The sequence below is a fragment of the Ectothiorhodospira variabilis genome (assembly GCF_022227625.1).
In the GTDB taxonomy this organism is placed as follows: domain Bacteria; phylum Pseudomonadota; class Gammaproteobacteria; order Ectothiorhodospirales; family Ectothiorhodospiraceae; genus Ectothiorhodospira; species Ectothiorhodospira haloalkaliphila.
This window is the reverse complement of record NZ_JAJNAO010000013.1, coordinates 65,898-83,970: the sequence shown is the minus strand read 5'-3', so window position 1 is coordinate 83,970 and position 18,073 is coordinate 65,898. Positions and strand designations below refer to the sequence as shown.

The following is an 18,073-nucleotide window of genomic DNA, read 5'->3' as shown; positions in this document are numbered from 1 at the left end:
GTTTGAGGTAGAAACGGCCTGAAGCGACGAACCAGCAAAAACCGGAATCCGTGACACAATGGCATCTTGCACGACACGAGCCTCGAGCCAACAGCGGAGCGGGATTGCCGGGTGTCGGGGAGGTTGGTCACGGATTCAGGAATGTGGGAGCATCCGGCTTAATGTCTTGTTTTCTGACATCGCGGAGACTCGTATCCAGGCGCACTGTATTCGCGTTGGCTTGGTTCTTGACCTTCGGCATGGTTTTTTCTGCTACCTCAGGCCACATCCTGGCGAGCACGCCAGATCCGCCAGGGGCGGAAACTCCCCCGTCTGCCATGATTGCCGGCAATCATGCCCCTGAGTCTTCGAGACTCAAGATTGTAGCCTTTACCCCAACCACGGCGGATAACACCTATTGGCCGGAGGTCCATACGGTACTGCACGCCGTCGCCGCTGATCTTGAGATCGATCTTGAAATTCACGAGTTCAGCGTTCTGGATCGCTTTGCGAAAGTGTCGGCTGGAGTGGGGCGATTGACGACAGAGCCTCTGCCGGATGCCGCCATCTTCTCGGTTGAGTTTGGACAGGCGAGCCGGTTGATGAAGGCAGCCGAGAAAATGGGAATCCCCTTTTTCCTGAATGGCCCACTATTTCCTGAAGAACTGGCAGAAATCGGGAAAATACCTGGCCGGGACTACAAGTACTGGGCTGGTTATTTCCATGAGGACGAAGAACGGAAAGGCTATCTTCTGGCGCAGGAACTGATCGCCGCCGCCCGGGAGGCCAATGCAGGGGAGGCTGATACGATTCAGGTGGCGGGCATCAATGGATCCCGATCCTGGTATGGATCCATTCAGCGTGAAGCCGGGCTGCGCCGAGCAGTGGACGAACATCCGGATGTCCGGTTGGTGCAGATGGTCTACACTCAATGGGCGCCGGAGGAGGGGCGCAGGATGGCCAGCCGGATCCTGCGCCGCTATCCCGAGATTTCTGTGCTGTGGGCAGCCAGTGACCAGTTGGCCATCGGTGCTGCTGAAGCAATCGATCATCATCCGGCCGATGACGGTCCGGTTGTGCTGACCGGCGGACTGGATCTATCACATGCTGGCATTGATGCCGTGCTGAAGGGCGAACTGGTGGCAACCGTCGCCTGCACCAGCTTGCTGTGGGCTCAGGTGATGATCGATTTGCACGACCACCTGCGGGGGCTTGATCCTGTCAGCGACTCAAGCTCTGCGCTGCTATCTGAGCCGATCGTTGCCGACCGCGCCACGGCGGAAGACATTCGCGCCTGGATACGCAGTTTCGGTTCGATCGACTTTCGTCGATATTCCCGTTTCCATCACGGCAAAGATGTACCCCGCCTTTGTGAGACCAAGGGAGATGGTTAGATCATGCCAACGGCCTGGACAAGAACGAGGCACCTTGGCTTCATCGTCCTGGTGAGCATCGTTGTAACATTGCTCATCCTGCTGTTTCAGGCCTACGTTTTCTATCAGCAGGGAGTAAATGATCGTGATCAGGCCTTGCAGTCGGTAGAGAAAGGCTATCTCGACCCCACGGCCGCCGCAGTTTTTTTCTTCGAACAGCAGCAGTTGAACCTGATTGCCGGGGGATTGGTCCGGCTGCCGTACATCGATGCGGTATCCGTCTACGAATATGTCCTGGGGGAGTACCAGCCGCTTCTGAGGACAACGGAAGACCCTGGCGATCTCGAGTCGTTTGATTTCGTGTTGTTGTATGACCATGAAGGGGATCAGCGTCATATTGGAAAACTGACGGTCTATTCCGACCTTCGCCACCTGCGGGCACAGGTATTGGAAAATCTGAGTCGTACGGCCGGGTTCAATCTCTTGATTCTCCTGGTGATGGCGGTATGCGTGTGGTGGCTCACCAAGCGCGCCTTTTACCTGGCCTCGATCAAACGCCAGCTTGAGGACAATACGCGACTTCTGAGCATCGCCGCGTCGGTTGCGAAAGTCGGTGGCTGGGTGGTTGATCTGGAAACCGATCGGGTGTACTGGTCGAATGAGGTTTGCCGTATCCACGATATGCCGCCCGGTTCGACGGTTTCGGTCAGTGAAGGCATCAGGTATTACGCTCCCGAGTACCGTGAGCGCATTGCCGAACGGTTTGAGGCGTGCGCCCGGAACGGGATGCCATATGACGAGGAGCTTGAGATCCTGAGCGCCTCCGGGAAGCGCGTCTGGGTGCGTACGGTAGCGCAGCCGATACATGATGATAATGGGTGCATTGTCCGTGTGGCGGGCGCCTTTCAGGAAGTGACGCAACGGCGCCAGGCGGAGCAACGACTACAGGAGTCTGAGGCCATGCTGCGCGCGGTCACCGAAGCCTCGCCGGACCCGATCTTCATGTCCGACGACAGAGGCAAGCTGGTGTACTGCAACCCGGCGTTCAAAACCACTCTTGGGCTCTCGCCAGAGGCCTTGATCGGGCGGACCGTTCACGAGGTCATCGCGCCCGAGCGTCACCGTGAAGCAATCGCTCGCGGCGATGCAGCATGTGTCCTGGCGGATTCCAGTCCCACGTTCAGGGCCCTGACAGAGCTTGAGGCCTTGCATGGTGACGGGCACGAAGTGCAGATGGAACTGTCCACGTCGGCGCTACAGATCGATGGCCGGTGGCACGCAGTGGGGGTGATGCGTGACATCACCAGGCGCAAGCAGTTCGAACAGGTTCTCTCCACTCTCAATCGCGACCTGGCCCGGCTGGGGGGAGACGAGTTTTTCGGCCACGCCTGCCGCCTGCTGTGCGAGGCGCTGGGCACCGACATCGCCTTTGTGGGCCTTCTGGAGGCGGAACAGCACCGGTTGGAGGCGTTTGCCGGCTGGAGCGATGGCCATTTGCTCACGCCCTTCCACGACGACCTGGCGGGGACGCTCTGTGCGAATATCATCGAAGAAGGGGCCGTCTGCTATCCGGAAGACAGCCTGTCCCTGTTCCCCGATGACCCTCTGCTCAAGGAGATCGGCATCGAGGCGTGCGTCGGCCACAAACTGATCGACAAGCAGGATCGAACCCTGGGGGTCCTGCTCACGTTGGGCCGGCAGCCGCTGACGGAGCAAGTGCGCGGCCTGGCTCTGCCCTTGCTGGGGTTGTTCGTCGATCGTGTGGCCTCCGAGATCCAGCGTACCGCGGCGGAGAAACAGTTGAGGCAGGCCGCCAACGTATTCCATTACGCTAACGAGGGGATCCTGATAACGACCCCACAGGGCGACATCATCGACGTCAACACCGCCTTCACCCGCATCACTGGTTATGGACGGCATGAGGTGTTGGGGCAGAATCCGCGCTTGCTCAAGTCCGGCAAGCAAGGTAGAGCCTTCTACGCCGAGATGTGGCGGGCCCTGCAGGACGAGGGCAGTTGGACCGGCGAGATCTGGAACCGGCACAAAGACGGCGACTTCTACGCCGAGATGCTGACCATCAGCGCGGTGCGCGATGCCGACGGCACGATACAGCGCTACGTCGGGCTGTTCTCCGACATCACGCAGATCAAGGAGCAGCAGCGGCAACTGGAGTACATGGCTCACTTCGACGCGCTCACCGGTCTGCCCAACCGGGTCTTGCTGGCGGACCGTCTGCAGCAGGGGATGGCTCTGATGGCACGGCGTCGACAGCAGCTGGCGCTGGTCTATATCGACCTGGACCGCTTCAAGAGGGTCAATGATGACTACGGCCATGATGTGGGGGATCGTTTGCTCGTCGCCTTGGCCGCAAAGCTCAAGGCTTCCCTGCGTGATGGAGATACTCTGGCCCGTTTGGGGGGGGACGAGTTCGTTGCCGTATTGCTGGATCTGCCCGATGTCGAGTCCGCAACCCCGCTGCTGCGACGCTTGCTCGACGCCGCCTCCTGCCCGGTGAGTGATGGGGAACACAGCCTGCAGGTCTGTGCCAGCCTGGGGGTCACTCTCTATCCCCAGACCGAACCGATTGATGCCGACCAGCTACTGCGCCAGGCGGATCAGGCCATGTACCAGGCCAAGCTCGCCGGCGGGAATCGTTACCACCTGTTCGATCTGGAACATGATCGCTACCAACGCGATCGGCACGAGGCGCTGGAGGCGATTCGCCAGGGATTGGATAACAATGAGTTCGTGCTCTTCTATCAGCCCAAGGTGGCCATGGAGAGTGGCGTTTTGATGGGTGCCGAGGCCCTGATCCGCTGGCAGCACCCGGAGCGGGGCCTGCTACCGCCCGGCGAGTTCCTGCCGCAGCTGGCGGGCCACCCGCTGATGGTGAGGCTGGGCGACTGGGTGATCGATGCGGCTCTGGCGCAGATCGGCCAATGGCGTGAGCGGGGACATTCCCTGGCGGTCAGCGTCAATGTGGATGCGCTGCAGCTAACCCAATCCGACTTTGTTGACAAGCTGCGCGCCGCACTGGTCCGCTACCCTGCCGTGCCACCGGGTGACATGGAACTGGAGGTCATCGAGACCAGCGCCCTGAAGGATATTGCCCACATTTCGAGCCTGATCAGGGAATGTCGGGGGTTTGGCGTCAGCTTCTCGCTGGATGATTTTGGCACCGGCTACTCTTCGTTGACCTATTTGAAGCGATTGCCGGTCGAAACCCTCAAGATTGATCAAAGCTTTGTGCGCGACATGCTGGATGATCCGGATGATCTGGCCATCCTGCATGGGGTGATCGGCCTGGCCGAGAGCTTCCAGCGTGGTGTGATTGCCGAAGGCGTTGAGACCGAGGTTCACGGTCAAATGCTGTTGCAGCTGGGCTGCAAAATCGGCCAAGGCTATGCCATCGCAAAACCCATGCCTGCAGAAGAGATGACGCGATGGCATGCACGGTGGCAGCCCCATGCCAGTTGGAGTGGGACCTCCGCGATCCCCGATACCCTGCTGCCCGTGCTGTTCGGCATGGTTGCCCATCGTGCCTGGATGAACGCGTTGATATCCTACGTGCACGAGACAAGCCCGCATCCACCCGAACTGTCACCGCAACAACTCCACTTTGGTCGTTGGTTGGCCAGTGACAACAACAGCAGAGACGCGTGCTACAGAATGCTGACCCTACACGAACAGGTGCATCAACTGGGCTGCCAACTGGTCGCGCTCAAACAGAAGGGTGACGGTCACCTGGCCCGGAAGCGTTTGGCCGAAGTGGAGGCTCTGCATGATCGACTCATGTCGGCAATCTGGAAGCTGATCACCATCTGATGGCGAAAATGTACCTGGATAAGCCCCCGCTCCCGCGAGGGGCATGAAGTCAGGGCCTCACCGTTGCCCCGTCCGACTCTGTTCAGTCAGCATTGCCTGGGGCGTGGGCCGGGTGGTGGAGGCGAGGGTGAACCGCTTGAGGCTTCTGGTGGCCATCATCGATAGAGGCAGCAATGCCAGCCAGGCCAGGACCAGGAGTTCGGGTGGGTATTGCAGCAGGGTCTGCCCCACACCTATCGCCACCATCAGGGCCTGCAGGCCGAGCATGATTGCCAGCGAGCGGTTCACGCTGAAGCCCGCGCCCTGGAGCAGGTGATGCAGGTGGTCATGGCCGGGGTTGAAGGGGGAGTCGCCCCGGGTCCAGCGCTCGATCATCACCCGAAGCGTGTCGATGATCGGCACACCCAGCAGCCAGAGGGCGGATTCGGGGGGCAGCAGTGCAACGCCCGGCTGGCTGAGAACGATCACCCAGTAGGCCAGCAGCAGGCCCAGGGTGGTGCTGCCGGCATCTCCCAGGAACACCAGGGCACGCGGACGACCCACCCGCAGATTGAGCCAGAGGAACCCCAGCAGGGCGCCGAGCTGTGCGAACACCAGCATGGCCGTGGACGCCTGGCCGCCCCACATGACCAACGCCAGGAGTCCCGTCAGGGTGACGGCACCCAGGCCGGCTGCCAGGCCGTCCATGCCGTCCACCAGGTTGTAGGCGTTGATGCAGCCCACCACGGCCACCAGGGTGATCAGGGCTGCCGCCGCCATCGCCAGCCAGGCCCAGGGCAGTACATCCACCGTGGCCAGGCCGATGTCGAGGATCATCACCCCCGACGCCACCAGTACCAATGCCGCCAGGGCCTGTGCGCCGAAGCGGATGCGCACCGAGATGGCCCGGGCGTCATCCCAGACGCCCACGGCCAGCAGCAGTAACAGGGCAACGATCAGAGCCCCCGGGAGAATGCCCGCCCCCCAGCCCTGCGCCGTGATGAACCACTGCGCGGCCAGGCAACAGGTCAACATGGAAACAGTGATGGCGATGCCACCGATCAGCGGAGTGGGATGACCATGCGTGCGATGTCCACCGGGGTGATCCACCAGGCCGAAATAATCTCCTCCCATACGTAAAGCCCAACGTAAACTCATCGCCGTGATCAACACGGCGACAACCAATAACGATAATCCTGTCAGCGCATCAAGAAAGTAGGGTGTGTAGGTAAACCACAACCAGAGGTCGGCTGATTCGATCAGGTTCATAGGTCGATTCCTGTGTTCAGGGCCCGGCGCGATGGATCGATCGCCACGAGATGGATCTCGGACCAGGAATGACCTCAACCTAACAATATCGACCCGACACGCGTCGGCCGACCTATTTCATATTGGAAGCTTTAAGTGAGTGAGATTTGCAGTTCTGCCGGATTTAGTGTGAAGCAGTACATATGGAAGCGCTGTCAGGTTTTTAAAGTGTGCGTTCGGTCACATGGTTTCAATCAAATCGAACCTGATTGTTTTGTCGTTTCAGGCTCGTGAAAGCCGATTACCTGGCGTAACGTTTGCCATAGCGGTATCGATACCGATAGCTGGAGTAACCGTAATAACCGTAGTAGCCCGCGCCCTTGGAGGCGGGTACGTATCGGTTGAGCACAAAGCCCAGCACGCGGCCTCCGGCTCGCTGCAGTCGCCTGACGGTCTCTTCCACCTCGGCCATCCTGTGGGCGCTACTTTCCAGCACGATCAGGGTGTCGAGACCGCGACGTGCCAGGCTCGCTGCGTCGGCAAACATCAGCGCGGGCGGGGTATCGATCAGCACGTAGTCGTAACGGGACTGGAAAGACTCCATCAGGGTGTCGAAACGCGGGCTCATCATGAGGCTGAAGGCGCTGGTGCGCTTGTGACCTGCGCCCATGATGTGCAGCACACTCTGTTTTGCCTTCAGGTCGATGATGGTGTCGTCGGATGAAGCGTCCGCCGACAGATACTCGGTGAGTCCGACGCCACGTTGCGACTTGGGCAGGTAGGGATCCAGGGACTGCCGACGGATGTCGGCATCCACCACCAGCACGCGCGCGCCCCCCTGGGCCAGCACGGCACCCAGGTTGATGGCGATGAAGGACTTGCCCACCGCCGGGCGAGGGCCGGTCACCAGGATGGTTTTGGCAGGCACCTCCTGCTGGCTGGCCATGCGCAGGCTGGTACTGAGACTGCGCACGGCCTCCACGGCCGGTTCATCATCGCTGACCTCGATCAAGGGAGGGATCTGATCGCCGTCGCGGGCCTGGCGGCTGAGCCGGAGCTGCCCGGGGCTGATGGGCACCACGCCGTGTACCGGCAGACCGGTCTGCTGCTCCAGGGGGTCGGGTTCATGCACGCGCCGACCGGCGGCATGGAGCCAGAATGCCAGACCCACGCCCAGCATTCCGCCCAGAATGCCGGCGATCGCGCCGGTGCGCAGGGTGCCAGCCCCCACGGTGCGATGTTCCGCAACGGCCGGATCGATGATGCGCACGGAGCCGACGATGCCCGCCTGGGCGATCTCCATTTCCTGTGCGGTGTTCAGGAAATTGACGTAGATTTCCGTGGCGGCCTGGTTTTCGCGGCGCAAGGCCAGCAGCTGCTGCTGTGTGACCGGCAGTCGGCCCACTTCCCGTTCCATGCGCTCCATCTCTTCCCGCAGGCGCTGCCGTTGTCGGTCCAGCGCCTGAATCTGTAGGTGCTCGGGGGTCAGGCGCAGCAATAGTTCCTCGCGCTCCGCGCTCAATTCGGTGATGCGGGTGTCCAGGTCCACCAGCCGGTTCAGCACCCGTGAGGCATCCCGATCCAGATCCACGGTGCCTTCCTGCTGCAGGAAGTCGATGAGGGCCTGCTCCGACTGCTCCACTTCCTGACGCAGCCCGGGAAGCTGTTGTTCCAGGAAGGCGAGGGTGGCACGCGCCTGCTCCGAGCGCCGTTCCACGTGCTGGCGCTGGTAGGCGTTGGCGATGGCATTGGCGGTGCGTGATGCCTGTTCGGGGGATTCGGCGGTCACCGAGAGCTTCACGAGTCCGGTCTGCCGTCCTTGTTCACCCGCGCTCATGCGGCCGCGCAGGTCCGAGATGGCGGCCAGTTCGGATCGGCGCCGCACCTGGAACCGCGCGCCTTCCGGGGCTTGCAGTTGGTGCAGGCGCAGTGTGACCTGGCCATCGCCATGCTGAATGTCCAGCCGCTCGTCCACCAGGCCCTCTCCGAGCCGGGTCTTGCCGTCGTCGGTCCACACTGCAAACCGCTGTTCGCCGAGGGATTCCAGGATCACGGCCCGCTGTTCCCAGTGGCCCTGGAACTCCAGGGTGGCCACTTCCAGCTGGGCGCCGTAGCCCGCGTAGGGTGCCAGCCATTGCCCCAGGAGTGGCAGGGCCGTCAGGCGGCTGTCGGCGGCCAGTGGCCGGCCCAGCACCGGTGCGGAAAGGGGGTGGGTGATCACCTCCAGTTGCAGTTCGCGCACCACCCGGCCCAGCACCATGCGGGATTGCATGATCTCCACCTCGGTGGGGATGCCCCGGGATTCTGATACGAACTCCGTATCCATCTGGAAGGCGAACATGGGGGACTTGAGTTCCACCTGCAGCAGGGCGCTGGACTCGTACCGGGGCAGGTTCTGCCAGGACATGAAACCACCGGCCAGCAGGCCCGCCAGGAGCCCACCGATGATGATCCACTTGCCGCGAAGCAGGAAGTCGACGACCTGGCTCAGGTCGATGGTGTCCGCGTCGTCGGGGATGCGACTGGCGGGCATTGGTGTCCCGGTGCCTCGGGTGTCCTGAGGCTGGGATGAGTCATCCATTTGAAATGGCATGGTGTGCTTGCGGGTTCCGTAATGTCAGGGCATCAGTCGGTGCCGAGATTGATGGGGCCTCGGTCGGCTTCGCGCAGAATCACGAGCGAGGGCAGCAATTGGTTGATGAAGCGGTTCCAGCGGGTGATCGGCGCGGCATCCACGTAGATCACGTCACGCTCGGCCAGGGCAAAGCGGTCCCCCAGCAGCAGGCCGTCGGCACGCCGCAGATCCAGGTAGTACACCTTGGGCTGAGTGGCGTTGCCACGCAGCACGTACACGCTTCGCGCCTGGGCCGTGGACGGGTTGAGGCCGCTGGCTTCGGCGATGGCCTGGGTGAGGCTGAGCCCGTCCCGGGGTAGGGCCAGGCTGGCGGCGCGGGTGGATTCCCCGAGCACATAAACGCGGGAGCCACTGTTGTCGGGCACGTAGACCAGGTCTGATTGCTCCAGCACCAGGGTGTTGATCAGATCGGCCCGCTCCACGCTGGCCAGTACGTCGATGCGGTGGCTGGCATCATGACGGGATATCAGCACACGACGAAGATCGGCATTGTCGGTTGGCCCCCCGGCCTGACTGATGGCATCCACCAGAGTAAGGGGCTGGTCAGCGATGAATACCTTGCCTGGATTTTCCACCTCCCCCAGTACGCTGACCGAACGGCCACGGAAATTGACGACCCGGACATCCACCTGTGGCTGTTCGAAGACGCGGGAGAGTTGTTGCGTGAGCGCCTGTTGTGCGCCCCGGGCGGTCAGTCCGCCCACCTCCACGCGCCCGGTGTAGGGGAAGAAGATGGTGCCATCCTCGGCCACCACATGCCGCGGTTGCTGTTCCCGATCCATGAGTTGCAGCTCTTCGTGCCCCCAGACGGTGATTTCCAGTTCATCGCGCGGGGCAATGCGGTAGTCGCCGCGCAGGGCCTCTGTGGAGGCCAGGGGCAGGGTGGCCAGGGTTTGCGTTGCCGGGCTTGCCGTACCTTGTGCCGCCAGGCGCGGCGTGATGGCAATCAACTCCACTTCCAGCCCGGTGCGTGTTTCGTACACGCCATCGGGACCGGCGGATCGTTCCAGTTGCCCTGGGGTGGGCATGGACATGCCTGGCAGGACCGTGCACCCGGACAAAAGTAAAGGGAGCACGAGCAGTGTCGCCAGGCCCGTGCGGGTGAGGTTTTGATGTGAGGACACCGGCTGTCCTTCCTGGTGAGAAAGTGTGACGAATTCCGAAGTATATCCCTCGCCCGAAGCCGGTTGTTTCGACCTTCAGGGGAGAAGCATCCGAAATGGAATGGGTTGAATGGCGGGTGCATCCTCATTGATCCAATCTGGTTCCTTTCCTTCCATGTCGTCCCTTTGTGAGGAGTAAATTTCCTATAACAACTCATGAAATGTCGACGTCGTTGCGAGCCATGATCCGGTGACCTGGTTCGGCGTTGCCTGTTGTCTGGGGAGGCATGCGTGATAGAAACAAAGTGCGGACTGAAGGGGAAGCATGGTGCCTATACCGTCTTCACCGGAACCTATGAGGAATTGGTCAATACGGGGCTGGTGCCTTCGTCCTTGTTTGAGGATTGGCCGTCCAGCAGCCAGCCCTGTCGGTTGCTGCCCCGTGGCGGTGGTCAATGGGAGGCCACGTTCGATCACCCACGTTTCGATACCCGGGCCGACGATCAGGCGATTTTCGCCTTGAGGGGCATCTCGCCCAAGCGTGTGGAGGGTTACGAGCAAGTGTTTGCCCTGATCCAGGCCTATCGAAGGCGGGGGCAGCTATCCGAGAGGGAAAAGGATCGGCTCGTCAATCTCTCTGAATGGCTGTGGCGATCCCGGAAACAGCAATCCGGCACACAACCGCCGGATACGCATCCGCCTGGCACCGGACTGTGAGCCGCAGCGCCAAAAAAATGGTTACTCAAAGGAGTATGTGCATGCCAACGCAGCCCCGCACTCGCAAGGCCGGCCTGATCCTGCTCACGGCCCTGGCAACCGGGCCGCTCTGGGCGGGCGAGGTACCGGTGATCCCGCCGGAAGCCATTGTCACGCCGACACCTCCGACACCGCCGGTTACCCCCATCCCGGAAGCGCCCACACCACCGGTGACCATCGTCCCGCCGCCACCTCCGCCAGCACCCGCCGATCCCGGGGTGGACACCACACCGGAAGCCCCCGAGGATACGCCGGGAGTGGCCCCAGGGGGGGTGGCTGATCTGCCCCCCGTTATCCGGGGTTATTCGGTCTCCAATCTCAGCCCCGAGGGGCTGGACGCGGCTGCGGAAGCCGTTGGGCAGGCCCTGAATCAATCCCGGCATGGCGCTTCGGCGCTGCAGGGACTTGAAGAGCTGCTCGAAGAGATCCAGGCGGAGCAGACCAGCCGCGAGGCGATCGAGGCGGAGTAAGCCCGCCGCTGGTGGCCATCAACGCCCCCAACGGCTGAACACATCGTCCAGCGTGAAGGCCACCGCCAGGATGTAGCGCCGGCCGTCGCCGAGGCGGTCGGTGGCATCTCCCATGGCCAGCGTGACCTGCATGTTCAGGTCACGCTCCAGCCAGCTGACACCGGTGATCCACTCATCACCCGCCCAGGAGGCCGTGGCGGAAAAACGTGAGGTGAGTCCCACGCCGGCCCCGAAAAAGCTGTCCGCCTCCCGTCCAAGATCGCTGATGGCCGTGCCGTGGCCTGCCGTCAGCATGACGGGTACCGATCGCCCGCCGGGAGTGGACAGGGGCAGCAGCGTGCTCGCGGATGCGTAGCGGTTCTGATCCACCTCCCGGGCATCGCCCCAGCGCACCAGGTTGCCCACACCCACCGCCACCGACGACACGCCGTCCGGCATCAGGCCCGGCAGTTGCCGATGCACCTTCACGTTCAGGTTGCCATCCTCGGCGAACTCGGAGGGGGTGGTGCTGATGATCCCCAGGGTGACGTCCACCCCGACGGCGTCACGGGCATTGCCGAAGCCCACGCCCACGCCCGCCGAGCCATCGTAGTCCCGGTCGCTGCGGCGCTCCCGGCGGTCGGTGAGCACTCCGGCGACAAAGGCCGTGCCGTGGGGCATGCCAAAGCCCGAGATCACGCCAAACTGGCTGGCCTGCGGGGGCGGAGGGGGCGGTTCCACAGCCAGTTGCCGCAGGTAGTCCAGAAACTGCTCATCGGTGATGGTGGACTGCGCGGAAGTAGCCTGGCCCAACGCCGGCGCGGCCAGCAGGGGGACACACAGGACCCCAAGCATCAGCCGGGTCAGGCCTGGGCGACGAAGCAAGTGCGGTGTGTTCATGGTGTAAGCATTCTGTTGGGGTGAATCCGCATGGTCGCCCGATCCCTGGCGCTGTTGTAGCAGGGTTGCATCCGAACTGGAGGTAAGGTGCTTCCAGAACGGATCATGATGATCTCTGCATGCCTCGGAAGCCGTTTCCTGAACGGTTAAAGTGAGAACTTGCTAACCCGTTGGGCGTGACTCCCATCACTCACACGCAACCTGTGCGGTGATGTGTGGGGGCATGACAAGGATGGGATCTTCACTGCATTCGAGAGTCCAGTCATGCATCATTGTTGGTATCTGGTGTTTTGCAAGCCGAGAAGGGAGATGCAGGCGGCCGACAGCCTTGAGGAGCAGGAGTACGCCGTTTACCTGCCGAGGCTGAGGCGCCGGGCCCGCCGCGCACGGGGCACGCTGGAACTGGAGGAACCGCTGTTCCCCCGGTATCTGTTCGTGTCCCCCACCCATGATGAACAGTCCCTGGCGCCGATCCGCTCCACGCGGGGGGTGAGTCATCTGGTGCGTTTCGGCGGCCAGTGCGTGCCCGTGGATGGGGCGCTGATCGAAGCCCTGAAGCAACGGGAAGATCCGCACACGGGCTGCCATCATCTGTACCCCCCCACCCTGCGGCCCGGCCAGCGGGTGATGATCACCTCGGGCCCGCTGGCCGGTATGGAAGCCATCTTCCAGGCGCAGAACAGCGAGGAACGGGTGATCGTGTTGCTGGATTGTCTGGGGCGGGGCACACGCACTCAGGTGGATCGCCAGGCCATCGCCGTTTGAGGGGCTGGGGCCGGTCGCGCCCGAGGGTGCACCAGCCGGATGCCACCCGTAAAATACTCCGAAACGAATGTAATTCATGCGCACAAAGCGGTGGATTTCCTGACCCAACCCCTCCGTGGCTGTAGCATTCAAGGCTTGATCCCCATGCGACCGGGCCGGTCGCGCGGTCGGAAGGTTCGGATGATGGAAAAGAACACGCCCCCGCAGGGGTCTGACCTTGAAATCCTGCTCCCCATTACGCGCCTCAAGAAGGTGCTCAGCGGCCTGGCCGAGGCAGCGGATGTCTGCCTGGTGCTGGTGCGCCAGGTGGATGCCCGCATCCTGGCCAGCTCCGACTGCGAGTTCACCGATGCCATCTGGCCCTGGGGGCTGCCCAGGGAAGGCCAGGATGGGTCCGCCGTCACCCAGGGGCAGGAGTACGGCAAACACGTGTGCTGGCGCATGGCCCTGGGGCTGGACGATGATCCGCTCTGGCTCATTGCCAGGCTCCCCCGGCAGGGCGTCGCCTCGGCGGTGGACAATGGCGCCGCCGATCGTGCCCTGGCCCTGCTGCGCTCCGTGGAGATCACGCTGCGGATGCTGGTGGACTCGGCATGGGAAAACCGTCGCCTCGGCGAGCACGAGCAGCGCTACCGCACCATGGTGGAGTCCCAGCATGATGCGATCGTACGGGTGGATGCCGAGAATCGCCTGCTATTCGTGAACGATACCTACTGCCGCACCTTCGGCAAGACCCGCGAGGAACTGCTTGGGCGCTCCTTCGCGCCCCTTGTCCACGAGGACGACATCGCCGACACCCTCAAGGCCATGGAGGGGCTTTCACAGCCTCCCCATCGCGTGCAGATAGAGCAGCGTGCCCTCACGGTGGACGGCTGGCGCTGGTTCCACTGGGAGGACACCGCCATTGTGGATGCACAGGGCAAGATCGTGGAAGTTTTGGGGGTGGGCCGCGACATCACGGAATTGAAGGAGAAGCAGGCCACCCTGGAATCCATCTTCCGGGCCAGTGAGGATGTGGCCTTCATCATCACCCGCACGGATGCCGGGTCCGGGGAGGCGCTCGTTGCCGAATTCAGCCCGGGCGCTGAAAACCTGTTCGGCTACTCACGCCAGGAGATGCTGGGTCGCCCGGTGGCCATGCTCCACCAGCCCGAGGACGTGGCGCGCTTCCCGGAGATGCTGGTTGGCATCCGCGAGGGACGCCCCTGGCGGGGCCGCATGCGCCTGATCAGGAAGGGCGGCGACAGCTTCCCTTCGCTGCTGACCATTTATCCGTTTGATTCCCAGGATTCCGGATCCACCCTGGGGGTGTCCATCGACATCTCCCTCCTGGAGCAGGCCGAGCAGGCCCTGAGGCAGGCCCGGGACGAGGCCGAGGCGGCCAATCAGGCCAAGAGCCTGTTCATGGCCATGACCAGCCATGAGGTCCGCACCCCGCTCACCGCCATGCTGGGTTTGATCGAAAACCTCCTGGAAACCTCCATGGAGGCGCGCCAGCATCGGTATGTCACGGCCCTGCGCAGTTCCTGCGAGATGCTGCGCGGCATCATCAATGACATCCTGGACTTCAGTGAGTCGGAAGCCGGGCAGCAGATCACCCTCAACCCCGAGGCCGTGAGCCTGCCGGGCCTGCTGCGCCAGAGCCTGGAGCTCATGGAAGCCGTGGTGCGCACCCGGGGTAATCAACTGGTGATCGACATAGACCCCTCGCTGCCCGATGGTGTGTGGGTCGATGCCCTGCGCTTGCGACAGGTGCTCTCCAACGTCCTGGGCAATGCCAACCAGTACACCCGGAACGGCCGTATCACGGTGCGTGCCTGGGCCGAGGATGCGGGCGGAGATGCCAACGCACTGCATCGAGTGATCATCCAGGTGTCGGATACCGGCATGGGCATGAGTCCGGAGGTGTTGCAGCGGGTCTTCGAGCCCTTCTACAAAAGCCATCATGGCCCCAAGGGCCCCGGCGGCACCGGGCTGGGGCTGGCCATTGTCCACAATCTGCTCCAGGCCTTGGGTGGCCGGATCTGCGTGAAGAGTGAGGAAGGGGAGGGCACCACCTTCACCATCGGGCTGGACCTCTCACCCGCCCCCGTGCCCGATCCCGTGCCCCCGCTTTCGGAAAACCCAGACAACACCCTCCCCAGTGCCCGGAGCCGCCGCGCCAGCATCCTGGTTGTGGACGATAATCCCGAAATACTGGAGATGGTTGGCGAAACCCTGGAGTCATTCGGGCACCAGGTCACCAGTGCCAGCAATGGCGAGAGCGCTGTTCGCCTGGCGAAGGCGCAGCACTTTGAACTCATCCTCATGGACTGCCAGATGCCCGTGATGACCGGCCTGGAGGCCGCCCGCCGCATCCGCGAGCAGGAACCCGCCGAATGGCGCACCCCCATCATCGCCCTGACCGCCGCCGTGATGAAGGAAGACGTGCGCGCCTACGACCTGGCGGGCATGGATGATCACCTCAGCAAGCCCTACACCCGCAAGGAACTCAGAAACCTCCTGACACGCTGGTTGCAGAGTTGACCCACGTCAATGCTGGCTGTGTGACGGGTTTCGCGGATATCCGCTCATATCGAATGAATTACCACATTTTTTGTAATGTTTTCATGTTTTGCCCCGGTTAAATTTCCATATCGGATCCATTCGCCTCGAGGCTGCTGTTTGAAGGTCTATGCTTTACCTCGTCAAGCCAAGGGATATTCAGTGAACGAGGGATACCGACAAGACGTACGGGCTGCGTAAGCCCCAGCAAAGGCTTGACGACTGGCATGTATTAAGCGGGCAAGCATCAGACCCGCACGATAAAACATCGGCCCCTGAGTCGCGGGCCGGTGTTGAACTCAAAAAAATCTTTTCAATTTAGGGGAAGTTAAATAATGAGTGAATACAGACCAAGCAGACCAAGCAACCCTCGCGACGACTACAAGCTGTGGCTGGTGGTCAATCCGGGCACCTGGCTGATTCCCTTGCTGATCACCTTCCTCGCCACGGCGCTGATTGTGCATTCCTTCGTGTTCACCCACGAAGCCTACAATCCGCTCACCTATGAAGTGTCCGAGTAATCACCCAGCCACCCGATGGCTTCATTGTTGATTCATCTCATTCACTGCGAGGCATAAAGACATGGAAAACAGCATTTCCGGACTGACCGAAGAGCAGGCAAAAGAGTTTCACGAGCAATGGAAGGTCGTATTCAGCACCTTCATGGTCTTGGCGGCCGTCGCCCACTTCCTCGTCTATATCTGGCGGCCCTGGTTTTAAAGCGACTCGCACAAAAACTACAACAATAGGGTAAAGACCAAGCGCCCTCTTGGTACCCTCTGCGGCCCTGCCGCACTCCGCGAACCGGTCACCCTCGAAGGTGTCCGGTTCCTTTTATTGGGGCCGAGGTTTTCATGAGTTGACGGAGTTCAATGATTTTCATGGAAAAACGTGGCCGCCCGAGGCTATTTTCGATATCTGGGCGTGCTGCGTTTCGCGCTTTTCCTTCCATTATGGAGTGATCGAGTGATAGCCGTCACGTTAGCGGAGTACTGAGCTTTAATCATTCCGAATTGGATTAATTCCGTGACTCATTACGTCAATATGGCCGTAAACTTTGTGGTGAGTTACGCGAGTACTCAAGAGGCGCAACGGCGCATCCTCAGGAGTGCGCCAGAATGGCTTCAATACGTTGTTGGATACCCACGGTGAATCCCGTGGTCTTTGTAACTGCGTTTGGCTTCAAGGAGAAAACATCATGGCTAGTGTTCAAAAAACGACGGATTCCGCCAGTCTGGCGGAAGTGGTGGACCGTATCCTGGACAAGGGTATCGTTGTCGACGCCTGGGTGAAGGTCTCCCTGGTCGGCATCGAGCTGTTGTCCGTGGAGGCCCGTGTAGTGGTCGCCTCGGTGGAAACCTATCTGAAGTATGCCGAGGCCATCGGTCTGACCGCCAACGCGGCGGTTGCCGAGTAAACCCGAACCTGGCGTTCGGATAGCCACGTGAGTGGCCAGGAACTCCCGCGGGTACGGCCCGTGGGAGAACCTGCCCATGATGAAAAGAGGTCTCACGGAATGGGTAGTGCCAGCGAACTGACCTTGCTGAACCTGGACAAGAGCGAAGGGTTCATCGAGACACCTTATATCAAGGACATCACCGAGCGCGCCCTGGATTACACGCGCGCCGGATATGCCGTGCATTTCTGCGGCCCCGCCGGAACCGGCAAGACCGTTCTGGCCCTGCACGTGGCCGCCCAGCTGGGTCGTCAGGTGGTGCTCATCCATGGGGATGACGAGTTCGGCTCGTCCGACCTGGTGGGCTCGCAAAGCGGCTATCGCACCTCCAGCGTGCTCGACAACTACATCAGCTCCGTGGTCAAGCGCGAGGAGCGGGTCACCCGCCAATGGGTGGACAACCGCCTCACCTCCGCCTGCAAGTACGGCCTGACCCTGATCTACGACGAATTCACCCGCTCGCGGCCGGAGGCCAACAACGTCCTCCTCTCCGTGCTGGAAGAGCGCCTGCTCAATCTGCCGGGCGTTCAAAAGGGCGACAACCTGCTGCAGGTGCATCCCGACTTCACGGCCATCTTCACCAGCAACCCCGAGGAATATGCCGGCGTTCACAAGACCCAGGATGCCCTGCTGGACCGTATGTTCACCCTCAAGATCGATCACCCGGATCTGGAGACCGAGGTGCGCGTGACCCAGAGTTCCTCCGGGCTGCCGGAGGATGAGGCACGGGCCATCGTGTCCCTGGTGCGGGCCTTCCGTCAGGTGGGTGTGAACAACGCCCGGCCCACCATCCGTGCCTGCCTGATGATTGCCCGCGTTCTGGCCATGCGGGGCGGCACCGTGGACGCCGCCGATCCGCGCTTTCGCCAGCTATGCCACGACGTGATGGGTGACCAATGCGTGAAGGTCCGCCACGACGATCAGGATCTGGGGTGCCAGGTACTCGACGAACTCATCGACGAACACTGCCGCCGGCCCCGCAAGCGCAAGCCCCGGGCGTCCCGAAAATCCAACAGCACCGCCAAGGCCAGCATGCCTGAGGCCGTGCGCCGCTGACGTGG

At 61.9% G+C, this 18,073-nt stretch carries 14 protein-coding genes; 10 read left to right on the top strand and 4 right to left on the bottom strand.

The features are described 5' to 3' along the window. Positions 1-317 precede the first annotated feature (317 nt). A complete protein-coding gene (locus LPW30_RS12650) occupies positions 318-1,373 on the top strand; it encodes an ABC transporter substrate-binding protein (RefSeq protein WP_239681042.1) in 1,056 nt (351 codons plus the stop codon). A gap of 3 nt (positions 1,374-1,376) precedes the next feature. After that, complete coding sequence (locus LPW30_RS12645) at positions 1,377-5,177, top strand: EAL domain-containing protein (protein ID WP_274521680.1); 3,801 nt, start codon at positions 1,377-1,379, stop codon at positions 5,175-5,177. Between the two features lie 57 nt (positions 5,178-5,234). On the opposite strand, the gene LPW30_RS12640 is transcribed toward LPW30_RS12645, so the two are convergent. The 3 genes from LPW30_RS12640 to LPW30_RS12630 form a co-directional block, all read right to left on the bottom strand. Next, entirely contained in the window at positions 5,235-6,425 is a 1,191-nt protein-coding gene (locus LPW30_RS12640) for a glycosyltransferase family 4 protein (RefSeq protein WP_239681040.1), read from the bottom strand. A gap of 280 nt (positions 6,426-6,705) precedes the next feature. Next, positions 6,706-8,997, bottom strand: a complete 2,292-nt coding sequence (locus LPW30_RS12635) for a polysaccharide biosynthesis tyrosine autokinase (RefSeq protein ID WP_239681039.1) — start codon at positions 8,995-8,997, stop codon at positions 6,706-6,708. A gap of 32 nt (positions 8,998-9,029) precedes the next feature. Further along, positions 9,030-10,073 (bottom strand): polysaccharide biosynthesis/export family protein, encoded by a 1,044-nt coding sequence (locus LPW30_RS12630; RefSeq protein WP_239681038.1) that lies wholly within the window; start codon positions 10,071-10,073, stop codon positions 9,030-9,032. A 360-nt stretch (positions 10,074-10,433) separates the two neighbouring features. Between LPW30_RS12630 and LPW30_RS12625 the strand changes: the two genes are divergently transcribed. Beyond that, positions 10,434-10,859, top strand: a complete 426-nt coding sequence (locus LPW30_RS12625; protein ID WP_239681037.1) for a hypothetical protein — start codon at positions 10,434-10,436, stop codon at positions 10,857-10,859. A gap of 41 nt (positions 10,860-10,900) precedes the next feature. After that, positions 10,901-11,368: a hypothetical protein gene (locus LPW30_RS12620; RefSeq protein WP_239681036.1), complete on the top strand. Its 468-nt coding sequence runs from the start codon at positions 10,901-10,903 to the stop codon at positions 11,366-11,368. An 18-nt stretch (positions 11,369-11,386) separates the two neighbouring features. Here LPW30_RS12620 and LPW30_RS12615 read toward each other — a convergent pair whose 3' ends face one another. After that, positions 11,387-12,247, bottom strand: coding sequence for a hypothetical protein (locus tag LPW30_RS12615; RefSeq protein ID WP_239681035.1), 861 nt, complete (start codon positions 12,245-12,247; stop codon positions 11,387-11,389). Between the two features lie 264 nt (positions 12,248-12,511). Here LPW30_RS12615 and rfaH point away from each other — a divergent pair, with 264 nt between their 5' ends. From rfaH to gvpN, 6 genes are all read left to right on the top strand, one after another. Continuing rightward, positions 12,512-13,012 (top strand): transcription/translation regulatory transformer protein RfaH, encoded by a 501-nt coding sequence (rfaH, locus tag LPW30_RS12610; protein ID WP_239681034.1) that lies wholly within the window; start codon positions 12,512-12,514, stop codon positions 13,010-13,012. Between the two features lie 180 nt (positions 13,013-13,192). Beyond that, positions 13,193-15,538: a PAS domain S-box protein gene (locus LPW30_RS12605; protein WP_239681033.1), complete on the top strand. Its 2,346-nt coding sequence runs from the start codon at positions 13,193-13,195 to the stop codon at positions 15,536-15,538. A gap of 353 nt (positions 15,539-15,891) precedes the next feature. Then, positions 15,892-16,077, top strand: a complete 186-nt coding sequence (gene pufA, locus LPW30_RS12600; RefSeq protein ID WP_238625539.1) for a light-harvesting antenna LH1, alpha subunit — start codon at positions 15,892-15,894, stop codon at positions 16,075-16,077. Positions 16,078-16,138: 61 nt separating this feature from the next. Beyond that, entirely contained in the window at positions 16,139-16,276 is a 138-nt protein-coding gene (pufB, locus tag LPW30_RS12595; RefSeq protein ID WP_238625540.1) for a light-harvesting antenna LH1, beta subunit, read from the top strand. 478 nt (positions 16,277-16,754) lie between these two features. Continuing rightward, positions 16,755-16,973 (top strand): gas vesicle structural protein GvpA, encoded by a 219-nt coding sequence (gene gvpA / locus LPW30_RS12590; RefSeq protein WP_238625541.1) that lies wholly within the window; start codon positions 16,755-16,757, stop codon positions 16,971-16,973. A 99-nt stretch (positions 16,974-17,072) separates the two neighbouring features. Then, complete coding sequence (gvpN, locus tag LPW30_RS12585; RefSeq protein ID WP_239681032.1) at positions 17,073-18,068, top strand: gas vesicle protein GvpN; 996 nt, start codon at positions 17,073-17,075, stop codon at positions 18,066-18,068. Positions 18,069-18,073: the final 5 nt, after the last annotated feature.